This window comes from Paucilactobacillus suebicus DSM 5007 = KCTC 3549 (genome assembly GCF_001434475.1).
In the GTDB taxonomy this organism is placed as follows: domain Bacteria; phylum Bacillota; class Bacilli; order Lactobacillales; family Lactobacillaceae; genus Paucilactobacillus; species Paucilactobacillus suebicus.
The window spans coordinates 82,831-96,062 of record NZ_AZGF01000006.1 but is presented as its reverse complement, the minus strand read 5'-3'; the positions used below and the strand labels follow the sequence as shown (position 1 = coordinate 96,062).

The 13,232-nt window shown below is 40.3% G+C and carries 9 protein-coding genes and 1 other annotated feature; of the genes, 5 read left to right on the top strand and 4 right to left on the bottom strand.

Going from position 1 to position 13,232, the window contains the following annotated elements; translation table 11 throughout:
* Positions 1-88 precede the first annotated feature (88 nt).
* Positions 89-643 (bottom strand): hypothetical protein, encoded by a 555-nt coding sequence (locus FD16_RS04070; RefSeq protein WP_010620964.1) that lies wholly within the window; start codon positions 641-643, stop codon positions 89-91.
* A gap of 256 nt (positions 644-899) precedes the next feature.
* Here FD16_RS04070 and FD16_RS04065 point away from each other — a divergent pair, with 256 nt between their 5' ends.
* Positions 900-2,252, top strand: a complete 1,353-nt coding sequence (locus FD16_RS04065; RefSeq protein WP_010620965.1) for an aspartate aminotransferase family protein — start codon at positions 900-902, stop codon at positions 2,250-2,252.
* 424 nt (positions 2,253-2,676) lie between these two features.
* Here FD16_RS04065 and cls read toward each other — a convergent pair whose 3' ends face one another.
* Together cls and FD16_RS04055 are read right to left on the bottom strand one after the other, a co-directional pair.
* Positions 2,677-4,137 carry a cardiolipin synthase gene (gene cls / locus FD16_RS04060; RefSeq protein WP_010620966.1) on the bottom strand — a complete coding sequence of 487 codons (1,461 nt, stop codon included), beginning with the start codon at positions 4,135-4,137 and terminating at the stop codon, positions 2,677-2,679.
* 217 nt (positions 4,138-4,354) lie between these two features.
* Positions 4,355-5,947: a helix-turn-helix domain-containing protein gene (locus FD16_RS04055; RefSeq protein ID WP_010620967.1), complete on the bottom strand. Its 1,593-nt coding sequence runs from the start codon at positions 5,945-5,947 to the stop codon at positions 4,355-4,357.
* Positions 5,948-6,076: 129 nt separating this feature from the next.
* On the opposite strand from FD16_RS04055, the gene FD16_RS04050 reads away from it, so the two are divergent.
* The gene (locus FD16_RS04050) at positions 6,077-7,531 is read left to right on the top strand and encodes a branched-chain amino acid transporter BcaP (RefSeq protein WP_076625512.1); all 1,455 of its coding nucleotides are present in this window, start codon (positions 6,077-6,079) and stop codon (positions 7,529-7,531) included.
* A gap of 600 nt (positions 7,532-8,131) precedes the next feature.
* Here FD16_RS04050 and FD16_RS04045 read toward each other — a convergent pair.
* Positions 8,132-9,007, bottom strand: a complete 876-nt coding sequence (locus FD16_RS04045) for a LysR family transcriptional regulator (protein WP_010620969.1) — start codon at positions 9,005-9,007, stop codon at positions 8,132-8,134.
* A gap of 115 nt (positions 9,008-9,122) precedes the next feature.
* Between FD16_RS04045 and FD16_RS04040 the strand changes: the two genes are divergently transcribed.
* The 3 genes from FD16_RS04040 to FD16_RS04030 all read left to right on the top strand — a co-directional run bounded on the left by FD16_RS04040 (position 9,123) and on the right by FD16_RS04030 (position 13,077).
* Positions 9,123-10,787, top strand: coding sequence for a malolactic enzyme (locus tag FD16_RS04040; RefSeq protein ID WP_010620970.1), 1,665 nt, complete (start codon positions 9,123-9,125; stop codon positions 10,785-10,787).
* A 405-nt stretch (positions 10,788-11,192) separates the two neighbouring features.
* The gene (locus tag FD16_RS04035) at positions 11,193-11,432 is read left to right on the top strand and encodes a hypothetical protein (RefSeq protein ID WP_010620971.1); all 240 of its coding nucleotides are present in this window, start codon (positions 11,193-11,195) and stop codon (positions 11,430-11,432) included.
* A 406-nt stretch (positions 11,433-11,838) separates the two neighbouring features.
* Positions 11,839-12,082, bottom strand: a binding site (T-box leader).
* 404 nt (positions 12,083-12,486) lie between these two features.
* Entirely contained in the window at positions 12,487-13,077 is a 591-nt protein-coding gene (locus FD16_RS04030; protein WP_010620972.1) for a hypothetical protein, read from the top strand.
* Positions 13,078-13,232 lie beyond the last annotated feature (155 nt).

Below are 13,232 nucleotides of genomic sequence, written 5' to 3'. Positions count from 1 at the left end.
GCCATGTAAGCAGAAAATCACAATATTCAAGCTCAGAATATCGTGATTTTCTGCTTACATTCTGGCATCTAAACGCCCTTAACACACTCTATTTATTGCTATCAAACCTCTCATCTCCGGTTCGGTGCATCACGACATCCATCGTTTTACCGTTATATTCATCCGTATTGGTAACTTCAACCCGGTTGCCCCAGTTCGATATTTTCTTGATTTTTAATGAATTAGTTGATCCATTTACCTTTAATGTGATTATCCCATTATTAATAGTGTACGTAATTAACGATGGATGCTTCGCTGTATATTTATAATAAGCGTTGAAATCACTGACTGCTTCAGTCGCACTCTTATCTGAACGTAGTACAAAAAAATTGGGCTTTTTGTTTAAATACATCACAACATTACTACCATTGCCACTAGCGGTTGTCCCGTCGCTATTCGTCACTTTGGCAACCCCGACAAATGTCTTACCAACTAAAGCGTGTTTGGGTTGAATTTTATACTGGTAGACACCACTCATAATTGCAAGTATGACCACTATCACAATTAAGATTCTCAGTATTAATTGATAGTGCTTTGGTTTATATGTAACAGATTGATTCTCTTCCTTTTGGCCTGTAGTTTGTGTTTTAGAATGATTCTTCATTTTTTTCACCACACTAAAAACAGAATTTTACTTGTGTCATTAAAATAATACATTAATTATAATCTACCATTTAATCACCAAACAACCACTTGTTAAGCTCAACATTGCCATGTGAGTTCTAATTTTTTATTCATCTTAATCAACCTTTAACCATATCAATTGATCAGCAATGCTCACATGCTTGACAACCACCGCCGTTAATCGGTATGCTGGTAGCAATTTAATTGATTTTTAATTTAAGAAATGAGGTATCAGCATGGCTTGGGAAAACGAGTTGGGAGACAAGCTGTTTCGCGAAAATATGCAAAATGTCGCACCGACTGGCATTATTCAGTACTACAATTTGGTGATTCAATCGGGCTCTGGTGCCACCATCACCGATGTAGAAGGAAAACAATATATCGACTTATTGGGTAGCGCATCGGCGGCAAATATCGGTCATAATCATCCCCATTTAGTAGAAGCACTTCAAGATCAAATCAGCAAAATTGTCAGCTACGATTGTGGTTACTTCACTAATCCTACTAGCCTCAAACTTGGTGAACGTTTAACTAAGATTGCCCCTGGTAGTAGAGCGCGTAAGGTGTCATTTGGTACTTCAGGCTCAGACGCTAATGATGGTGTGATCAAGTTTGCCCGTGCTGCAACTGGCCGTCAGTACATCGTGTCATACGAAGGAGCATATCACGGCTCCACTTTCGGTGCACTAACTGCGGGAGCTTGTGACACAGCGATGGTACATAAGGTTGGCCCGCTAGTACCTGGAATCGTTCACGTCCCATACCCTGATCTGTACCGTCACTTAAAGGATGAAACCCCACACGATATTGCTCAACGTTACTTTGCGGCATTCAAACGACCATTTGAAACTTACCTGCCGGCAGACGAAGTTGCATGTGTATTAATGGAACCAATTCAAGGCGATGCTGGGATTATCAAACCACCCGCTGAATATGTGGAGCTTGTTTATCAATTCTGCCAAGATCATGGTATTTTATTTGCGGTTGATGAAATTAACCAAGGGCTTGGCCGCGCCGGTAAAATGTGGTCGATTGAACATTTTGGGATTGAACCGGACCTTATTTCGACCGGTAAATCATTAGCCGGAGGGCTACCACTCAGTGCCGTCATTGGCAATGCGGATGTCATGGATTCACTGGGTACTTCGGCTCACGTATTCACTGCTGGTGGAAATCCGCTGGTTGCAGCAGCTTCAATGGCCGTGCTTGACGTGCTGGAAGACGGGCATTTACCAGAAAAATCAGCCAAAGATGGCGAATACGCCAAGGAAAATTTCCTCAAATTAATGGACAAATATGAGTTCATTGGCGACGTGCGGATGTTTGGCCTAAACGGTGGTATCGAAATCGTCAAGGATCGAGAAACCAAAGAACCAGATAATGACGCAGCAGCAAAAATTATTTTCCGCGCCTTCCAAAAGGGCTTAATTCTAGTTAAATTAAACGGCAACGTACTAAGATTCCAACCACCGCTGGTCATCACAAGAGACCAGTTAGACCAGGTTTTCACAACAATGGATGAAGTCTTCGCAGATTTGGAACACGGTAGAATTGAGTTGCCTGATGAATTGAAGAATATGGTGTGGTAAATAAATCAGAGCGTGGAGAAACACGCTTTGAGACCGATATATAAGGGCGCTATGATTATTGGCCGGTGGGTTTCCGGTTGATGATCATAGTGTCCTTATATGTTAGGTCTCAGTGTTTCGGAACGAGTTTAGACCATTAAGATAGTAAAACAAATTCCCTAATTTAAAATAAACATCTCGTTAAATCTTACGAGCCTAAACATGCTCCGGAAGCACTGAGGCCTAACGTGTAAGAGGACTATGTGAATCGATCGCCAAACCCACGATCAATTCACAATTCTCAACTAAATAGTATAAACATGCTCCAGGTCACTGAGACCCAAATAATAAGGGGACGATGGTAATCGATTACTAAAAACCGGTAATCAATCACCATCGTCCCCTTATTATATGGTCTCAACCCGTGACCTTCCGCACTCTAGTTTTACAAAATCGGCGACAACAACCTAGAAAAGGTCTGTTTAAACCTCAACCATGCCCCCTGTTCTTTGAACATTTGTGAGGTCACAACTGTACTGTGCTTAATGTCGTCTAGATATAAATCTTCTAATTGCTTAGCAATCTTTTCGTCATACATAAATGAGTTAATTTCGAAATTTAATTTGAAACTACGATAGTCCATATTCGCAGATCCGACCGATGATAACATCCCATCCGCAACCAACGTTTTGGCGTGGATGAATCCATTATCATAGAAATAAATGACCGCACCGGCATCCGCCATTAGACGAGCATAATATTGCGAAGCCCGATAAACAAAGGCATGATCAGGTTTGTTCGGAATCATAATACGAACATCCACACCTGATTTAATTGCTACCCTAAGAGCATCAATAATACTGTCATCAGGTATCAAATATGGGCTTTGAATCCATAAACGCTCCTTGGCGGAGTTAATTAACTTCAAATAACCCAACTTAATTTGTTCAGTGCCACTTTCAGGTCCACTAGATATAATTTGAAGTCTAGTGTTGCCTTCTCTTGCAGTCTTATTAATTGGAAAATACTGTCGATACTGTGTAATTTTCTTCTTGGCACTTGTAGCATTCCAATCACGAACGAACCGTTGTTGTAATGAGTACGTTCCACCACCAATGATCTTCAAATGGGTATCACGCCAATTGCCAAATTTTTCATCACGACCCAGATATTGATCACCAATATTAAAACCACCAACATAACTAATTTGACCGTCAACAACCACAATTTTACGGTGATCACGGAAGTTCAACCGGAAATCACGTAGATTGGATCCAACGCCCAAGAATGGTTCAGCCATGCCGCCTAATTCACGTAACCTTTCAAAAAAGCGACGTGTCGTTCCCATCGATCCCCAAGAATCGTAAATTACCCGCACTTCAACGCCTTCAGCCGCCTTTTTTTCAAGTTCAGCCAAGATCTCTTTTCCAATATTGTCACTATAAAAAGTGTAGAACTCAATGTGAATACTCTGCTTAGCCTGATCAAAATCTTTGATCATTTGTTTGAATAACTTATTGCCGTCAGCAAACACTTCAACCTTATTTTTCCTGGTTAAGAACGCGTGATCAATATTTTGAAACAACAGTGTCATACTGCGAACGGCCGCCAGCAGGCGATCGTTAGGGGTCTCTGTGGCCCCAACAGCCTCACGTTGCGCATCGAGTGAATCCTTTAACTGCAGCGGCGACTGCGCCCTAATTTTATCCAACCGCCGATGAGACAGCTTTCTACCCAAGAAAGAATAGATGATAAACCCGACGACAGGGAGTAAAATGAGCACCAGTAACCATGCCCAAGTGGCAGCAATTTCTCGTTTTTCACGAAAGACGGTAATAATTGCGGCGATAATGTTCAATGCCACGATAATCACAATAATGGTTTTAATAATTTCCCAAGTTTCCAAAAATCTACCTCGTTTTGTCTTATTATTTAAATTAAATTTGTTGAAGCGTAAAATAAAGAAAAAATGATACGAAAGTAGGTGTGCTTATGCCAATTCAACTACCCATTGCTATCGGGCAATACCATGCTCTTCACATGCTAATCGAAAAAAATCCTGGTTTAGCCGTCTGCATCGTACTACTGCTCATTGTACTGGCATTCTACTTCAATCGTAAACGTTAATCGCCCAAACGACGATTACTTTCATGTAACAATAATGCAAATTGCACATTTTGTGCAGTCTGAGGATCACTGAGGTCAACACCGAGGAGATCCTCAATTTTTTTGATACGATAAATAATCGTATTACGATGAACATACAAGCTACGAGCCACATTAGCAAGCTGTTGGTGAAAATAAAAATATTTTTCCAGTGTTTCTAGCAGTGCCGCACGTTCCTCATTGCTCTCCATTGATAATAATGGCGCTAAAAATTTCTGCGTAAAGGCACTTGCTTCATCACTGGGAATCAGTGAAACCAACTCTTCAACGTACTTGGGCTGATATTTATGAATCTTCAAGTCTGGATTTTGTTCAACACTTCGCGAAGCTTCTAGTGCCTCTTTGAAAATGCCACTCAGTCCCGCAATTGAAGCTTGACTGTTACTATAACCAATTAAAAACGAGTACGCTTGAGGGATTTTATCACTGATAAAAAGTTGTAAGGCTTTCACAAAATGCTCTGCGTTGGAATTCGAATTGAGTAGTAGTACCAATCGTTGTCGCCACGAAAATAAAATTGCATCCGTATCATATTCATTGATGAACCACATCAAAAGTTGCTGGACCTGTTCTAGCACGTTGTAGTTCACCATTTTTTTATTGTCAGTTGAAATTACATTCGTCATGATGCAACTGTACTGTGCTGCCGGATCCAACTTCATGTCAATTAATCGTTTATCAAGCAGATTGGTCGAAATTCCGCCGTCCAACACGTTTAAGAAGAACCCGGATCGATTACGAAAATCACTTTCATGCAACATATCAATCCGACTATTCACAAAACTCAGCGTGTTCATTAATAACTGTTGCAAAATAATCTTATATTCATCGTCATCATGATAATTTCTGACGGCCACAAACGCTTTGTTTTCCTTAAATGCGGGAAATAACGGGAACAGGGTAAAGGTATCTTTGCCCTTAGGGATCGTAATACTCTGCTCAAGCTGAAAATAATCAATTCTTGTTTGACGAAAAAATTCGGTCAGTGACTGTTTTTCATTTCGTAGTTCATTTGAAGCAATCGCCACGTTAAAATGGCTATCCAACAAAAGGACTGGTGTACCAAGAATTTCAGCACCAAGATCCAGTACGCTTTCGACCTTGGGATGCTTGATCACTAGATCCGCCAATTCCTGATTGCTTTTAATAATGTGGCGCAGTTTTTTAGTTTTTTGTTGCAACATTGCCTCAAAAAACAGCTGCATGCCATCACTGAATGAAGGTAAATGTGGAATTTTTATAATCGCTAACTGAACTTTATCTGCCAGATCCTTTAAGTGATTTCCAAATAGCGTGGCCTGATTAGCCATGATCACCAACCCAGCAGCACCGTTTTGCGCCAACTGGTTAATTAACGCTTCCATCTTGTCGGTGTTTTTTAATAACTTCAGGTTATCAAGTAGGTATAGCATCCCCGCCTGGTGATATTTTTCGACCCGCTCGGTTTCAATTGTTTGAACCGTATCAATCGTGCGAAAGCGTCCATTATCGCCCGCGATATAGTCCACCTGACTCAGTAAATCTTCTGCTAGTAACTGCTCAATGGTCATTCACAAGCCTCCTGATACTGATCTGTTTTAGATATATCGACTAAATTACCCGTCCATTTTTGACAAATTAGACAATGATTAAAAATTATTTAAATCATACAATACTTTCAAGATCAAAAAAAGGGGCGGATGAATTTGGATCTATTAAGAAAAAAGGATTTAACATCAATTATCGATGGCAGCTATTCAAGTCCATTGAAAAAGGAACTCAAGACTTTTGATTTAACGATGCTCGGTATTGGTGCCATTATTGGCACTGGAATTTTCGTTCTTACCGGAACCGGTGCTTTAACTGCCGGCCCTGGTTTAATGATTTCATTTGTCATCGCTGCTTTGGCTTGTTTATTTGCTTCGCTTTGTTACGCAGAATTTGCTTCTCTAGTTCCCATTGCGGGGTCAGCCTACACTTATTCGTACACCACCCTTGGCGAGATCATTGCCTTTATTATTGGCTGGGATCTAATGCTAGAATATCTTTTGTCAGTTTGTACGGTCGCGGTCGGCTGGTCTGGGTACTTCCAATCAATGTTGGACGGATTAGGAATTCACATACCCACAGTTATTTCCGCGGCACCAGGTAGCCTCAGTCATGGTGCTGTATCCTATTTCAATTTACCGGCAGCACTAGTAATCCTTGCCATTGCCACTTTGATTTCAATTGGCATTAAAGAAACTAAGCGGGTTAATAACATTATGGTGGTTATTAAAATTGCTGTTGTGATCTTGTTTATCGTTGTGGCAGTTCGCTACGTGAAGCCGTCAAATTGGTCACCATTACTGCCATTTGGCTTTAAAGGAGTTTTTGCAGCTTCTGCCAGCGTATTCTTCGCCTTCATCGGCTTCGATGCCATTTCATCTTCTGCCGAAGAGACGGTTAATCCGTCCAAGACACTGCCCAGAGCAATGTTGCTTGCCTTAGGTATTTGCACAATCCTTTATGTGGTTGTCACAGCAATTATGACCGGTGTTGTTCACTATTCATTGTTTGCCAACTTTATCGATCGGCCCGTTTCAGCCGTCCTTAAAATGTCAGGTCAAAACTGGATGGCCGGGATTGTTGACTTAGGAGCAATACTCGGTATGTCCACCGTCATGCTGGTAATGTTTTACGGCCAAACTCGAATTACCTTCTCAATGTCACGTGATGGACTTATGCCTAAATTCTTTAGCAATGTTAATAAAAAAACTGGGACACCGTTTAAGGCCACATGGCTATTTGGAATCATCGCTGCTGCCATCGCAGGATTCGTGCCCCTCACAACCTTGGCAGAGTTGGTCAACATTGGAACGCTGACCGCCTTCATTCTCGTTTCATATTCAGTATTGAGACTCCGTAAAACAAGGCCAGACGTTAAGCGAGTATTCAAAACGCCGTGGGTCCCATTCGTTCCAATCATGTCAATTCTCTTCTGCGGATTTCTAATCTTGAACCTCAATCCGCTAACGTGGATCCGCTTTGTAGTTTGGCTGATTATTGGCATGATCGTCTACTTCTCATATTCTAGAAAACATTCGAAGGTTGGAATTGAGGAAATGACTAAAAATATGTATAAGGTTAGAAATGATGTTAATAAAGACTTGTAGAGTGTCAAAAAGTACGCTTAGACATCGGTAACATAACAACACAGCACGTTAATCGTTGAATTGGGACGATTGGCGTGCTGTGTTGTTATGTTATGGATGTCTGTGCTTTTTGACACGTTTCATCTATAAATTTTGAACGGAACGGTTTACAGCTTCTTTCGATATATCATGGATGTCTGCATGTTTTGACACGTTTCTGCCCGCTTAAATATTCTGAACAGTCGAAACGTGCTACACCAAGCAGGCATCCATGAGATAACGGAGAGAATAACCAATCATTCAAAGTACGAATGATTAATTATTTTCTCCACTATCTCACAATGCCTAACCGCTTGGCTCCGCACTCTAATTTTAAACGTGCTACACACCACAGATGCCCATCAGATAAGGGTCAATCATCACTGACCGCCAAACCCGCGATCAATAATGATTGACCCTTATCTGCCAGCATCTAACCGTGGTGCTCCGCACTCTAATTTTAAAACGTGTTCCAAAAACCAGATCACTCCGCTTAACCCGACAAATCAAATAATTCCAAGCCCAGGAATAATTCGATTTATCACGTTAATGCTCATGATCTAACCCGGTTTTTTACACACTCTAATTTTGCAGTAAAATCTCCTTCACAATCTTCATCTCAGGCGTCAAGATTTGATTCTTTCTAGTCACGACCGAAATGGTAAATAATGGCTGGTCCGCATCTGTGATCCTTGTCGCTACTAGATTATCCTCGTCCGTAATTGCAATATTAGTTAAAAAACCGATGCCGACATGTTGGGTGATCATTTTCTTTAAAATACTAACATCGGGCGTTCTATAAATTACTTCCGGTTCCGTCTGACTTTCTTTCTTGAACCACTCAAATGCTTTGACGTGGACAAATCCAGCAGATAATAAAACAAAAGCATCATTGCCAAGTTCATTAAATGCAACATGGTCGCATTGTGCCAGTCGGTGCTCCGGTGGTGTCACGATCGTGAATGGATAACTACCAATTTGGGTCACATCCATGTTAGTTTCATTCATCGGTCCGACTGACCCCAGTAGTGCAATGTCTAGCTTGCCAGACATAATTTGCTCCAACAAATCATCTGATCCGCTTTCTACCGTTTCAACATTATTCATTAAGCCATGTTTAATCAATTCGCTAGCAATTTGAGGCAGATAGTTATTACCCAGGATTGGTGGTAACCCGATTTTGATCTTAGACTGTCGGGTTCGTGCCAATTCGGCCTCAGCTAACTGCATTTGTTCAATAATCACCTTTGCCCGTGCATTCAACTGCTTACCAGCGGTCGTTACTGTTAATTGTCCATGGCTTTGATCACGGTGAATCAACTGAATACCAAAATGATCTTCCAACCGTTTTAAAGACATGGTAATTGTTGGCTGGGTAACCGAAAATTCATCAGCAACCTGAGAAAAATTTTTTATTTCTACTAATTTAGCAAAATATTCTAAGTCCCGAGTATTCATAACCCGCCTCCTAGCCACTCATATAAATTTATTTTATCATAGTTTCTGAGTTTGACTATAAGTTTTTCTATCATTTATGATGGCACCATTAACAATCAAACCCGGAGGATTAACCATGAAAATTACACCCGAACAATTAATTCATAATCCATTTTTAAACAAAGGCACCGCTTTTACAAAAGAAGAACGTGATCAATATGGTTTAAATGGGATCTTACCACCCGCAATTCAAACTCTAGACCAACAAGTTAAGCAGGCATACGCTCAATATTCAACTAAAAATAGTGACCTCGATAAACGTCAATTTTTAATGCAGCTGTTTAACGAAAATCATGTCCTCTTTTACAAACTATTTTCGGAACATGTTTATGAATTTATGCCGATCGTCTATGATCCGACCATTGCTGATTCAATCGAAAACTATAGTGCTCTTTACACTGACCCGCAAAATGCCACTTACCTATCAATCGATGATCCAGATAACATTAAGCAAGCCCTGAAACACAGTGCCGACGGTCGTGACATTCGGCTAGTTGTTGTCACTGACGCCGAAGGAATCTTGGGAATTGGTGACTGGGGGACTCAAGGTGTAGATATCGCAGTTGGTAAGCTAATGGTTTACACTGCAGCTGCCGGTATTGATCCTAGTCAGGTTCTCCCGGTTGTCTTAGATGTTGGGACTAATAACGATAAATTACTAAATGATGATCTGTACCTTGGTAATCATCACAAGCGAGTTACTGGTAAAAAGTACCATGAATTCGTAGATCAATTTGTCGCAGCTTCACGTGAATTATTCCCTGAACTGTACCTCCATTTTGAAGATTTTGGTCGCGATAACGCCGATGATATTTTGAATCAATACAAGGATCAAATCACCACGTTCAACGATGACATCCAAGGAACCGGGATTATCGTGCTAGCTGGAGTGCTTGGTGCCCTAAACATTTCAAAGCAAAAGCTAGAAGATCAAACTTACATGAGTTTTGGTGCAGGAACAGCTGGTGCGGGAATTGCCAAACGTGTTTATGACGAATTTATCGCCCATGGCATGAGCCCTGAAGAGGCAAAGAAACATTTCTATCTTGTTGATAAACAGGGGCTTTTGTTCGATGATATGGACGATTTAACCCCTCAGCAACGACCATTTGCGCGCCAGCGCAGTGAGTTCGCCAACGCTGATGAGCTAACCAGCCTGGCCGCCGCAGTTAAGGCAGTTCATCCTACGATTTTAGTAGGTACATCAACCCAGCCAGATACATTTACGGAAGAGATTGTTAAAGAAATGACTGCTCACACTGAGCGACCCGTTATTTTCCCATTATCCAATCCTACCAAGCTGGCTGAAGCAAAAGCAGCCGATTTAATCAAATGGTCAGATGGTCACGCATTAGTTGCTACGGGTATTTCCAGCGAACCAGTCAATTACAAAGGCGTTGATTACAACATTGGACAGGCCAACAATGCGCTCGTCTATCCTGGACTGGGGTTAGGGACTATTGCTGCTAGCGCAAAACTGTTAAGTGAAGAAATGATTTCCGCCGCCGCTCATAGTCTCGGTGGCATTGTGGATCCTGATCAACCAGGGGCAGCAGTGTTGCCTCCAGTGTCTAAGTTAAATGAATTCAGTCAGACAGTCGCTGTGGCGGTGGCAAAGCAAGCCGTGGCGCAGGGACTTAACCAACAACCAATCGACGATGTCAAACAAGTAGTTAAAGATAACACGTGGGTTCCAGCATATCGGGACTTGCCTAATGATATTGAGATTGTTACACTTTAAATCTAGCAATTTTGGGGCTCAGCTCACACACGGAACGAGCTGAATGTGAACCATTTAATGGTTGGGCGGGAATATCTAATTGATCGACTGCACTTGGAACCCATATTTAATAGCGCGACACTCCCAAATATGGGAACTATCTAAGGACGATCACTCAAATTGTTTTTACAACGACAGAAACAATTTGAATGATCGTCCGTGGCAGAAAATTGAATAGAGAAATAACCTCAGGGTGATCCTGAGGCTTTTTTATTATATAATTGGTTGTACCGCATACGTAAAAGTTCGATATAAAAATTATACAGGTGAAATAATTAACCAATATTATATAATTGTATTGATTTTTGCCATTGTAATCGGTTACACTGTTAAACGTATATACAATACATCTCGGGGGATATTTGAATGTCACTACTCAATCTATTTAATAGACATGATCATGCAGAGGCACGACTTGAAATGATTACTAAGTACGCAGATGACACTTTCGTTGAAAAATACGATTTTACTTTGAATGATGGAACAAACTTTTCGCTGAACTCTTTAAAAGAATTCACGCATGAAAAGCTCATGAAGACCATCGTCAAAACGGACAGAGTCACAGTACACTTGATTAATAATCAATCAACAACCATTCAGCTATAAACTGAATGGCTTTTTTTACAAAAAAAGTTCCCGTTATGACAGCTGGTTACTGTCCGGGAACTCTACACTTAATTATATATGTGCTCTATGTCTTAAAACATAAACGATTATACGCTATTTGGTTTCTTAAATCTATAAAAATTATGTGTCCGCGAGTGCGGGATATGTGTTCTATGTGTGTTACTTAATATGTGTTGCTATGTGTACGAAATCTATACTTCACTAAAACTATGTGTATTTCTATGTGTGTGGTGAGATGTTAAAAATATGTGTTTGCTTTTTGCCCACTGATTTAAGTTTCTAATCTGACTAATGTCAGAAATGTCCGATTTCATCGCCACCACCTCTTCTTTTGTTAATTTGAATAAAAAAACGCCCTATCGATAACCCAATTTACTTGGACTATCAATAGGACGGAAAAACACCGTGTTACCACCTATGTTCATCTAACTATCACTAACTAGATCTCGCAACGTACATTCATACGCCGGCACTGTAATGGGTGCTTTCCAATCTACTTTACTCGGCTGAGCCTTTCAAGAAATCACTCAAGGATGATTTTCGTTCATTTCGTCTCTACCTCATCTCACCACAACTGAGGCTCTCTAACTCAACGAGGATGAACTACTCTTTCCTCTCAACGTGTTTTTAATGTTTTCTCATTCAAATTTAATTATGTTGTTAGTTTAATGCCATATTATCTGATTGTCAACCTTGGAATTCAATAAAACTAGGTTTAATTGACCGATCGTTATTTTTTATTAAACAATTCTAATGGTTGATATTATTTACTTCAACAAAAGACAAAGATTACTTCACAATTAATTCATACCTGCCATGTACTATATAAACATACCAATTAAACCTCTTTCATTTACTCCTCCCAAGTAATGAAACTGGGTAGCTGTCCTCCCAAGCAGCTATCATATAATTCTACTCCTATAGCAAAAGCCGATTATCTTTCGAGTTAATCGGCTTTTGTCTATCTACGCAAGAGTGTATAATATGACAATGATATCACGATATTACGTAACGCAATTTTTGAGGTGGTCTTTTGAACAATCAAGAACCAAATAGCCGTGTCGCTCGATACGACAAGAAACAACAAAAAAGCACTGGTAAAAAAGGTCTCAATTTACGAGGCTCTAAAAAAAATAAAACTCCTAAGGCACCAAAGGGACAAAAACCGAAAAAAAATGGTACCAAGGGTCCGCGCAGACCGAAACATCTATTTAGAATTATCTTAATAGCCCTCGCTGCCGTTTTGGTCATCATGATTATTATCTTTGTGATCAAGCAACGGGATCCTGTCGAAACAAATAATAACGACTCTAATGTGTCTACTTATACCAGTTCTTCAAGTAAGAAGAAGCATCATCATAAAAAGAAGAGCTCTAGTTCGTCGAGCTCAAGTACTACTGAGGTTCAGTCGACCTATAATAGTTCACCTTCAAGTAGTAGTTCCGCAAAGGTTCAGGAAACATATAGTAGTGACTATTCTAATTATTCACCAACAATGAGTTCCAGTTCTGAAAATAGCCAATCAACTTATAGTACCAGTAGCAGCACGTCACCAACATCTAATTCTACATCTACTCAAAGTACTACAACATCTAACTCAAGTCCCACAGCCAATACAAAATAATAAACTATCTTCAAACGCGGATTTCATTCTAACAAGAACGTGATCCGTTTTAATTTTTATAGCTGAAACGTGCTTATCGAGCACTGAGGCCTGACGAATAAGAGGATCCTATGAATCAATCGTACAAATCACGATTAATCCATAGGATCCTCTTA

Excerpts from the sequence above, each read along its gene's own strand:
- FD16_RS04070 (WP_010620964.1), bottom strand. The coding sequence starts at position 643 with ATGAAGAATCATTCTAAAACACAAACTACAGGCCAAAAGGAAGAGAAT.
- FD16_RS04065 (WP_010620965.1), top strand. The coding sequence starts at position 900 with ATGGCTTGGGAAAACGAGTTGGGAGACAAGCTGTTTCGCGAAAATATG.
- FD16_RS04055 (WP_010620967.1), bottom strand. The coding sequence starts at position 5,947 with ATGACCATTGAGCAGTTACTAGCAGAAGATTTACTGAGTCAGGTGGAC.
- FD16_RS04050 (WP_076625512.1), top strand. The coding sequence starts at position 6,077 with ATGAATTTGGATCTATTAAGAAAAAAGGATTTAACATCAATTATCGAT.
- FD16_RS04045 (WP_010620969.1), bottom strand. The coding sequence starts at position 9,007 with ATGAATACTCGGGACTTAGAATATTTTGCTAAATTAGTAGAAATAAAA.
- FD16_RS04040 (WP_010620970.1), top strand. The coding sequence starts at position 9,123 with ATGAAAATTACACCCGAACAATTAATTCATAATCCATTTTTAAACAAA.
- FD16_RS04035 (WP_010620971.1), top strand. The coding sequence starts at position 11,193 with ATGTCACTACTCAATCTATTTAATAGACATGATCATGCAGAGGCACGA.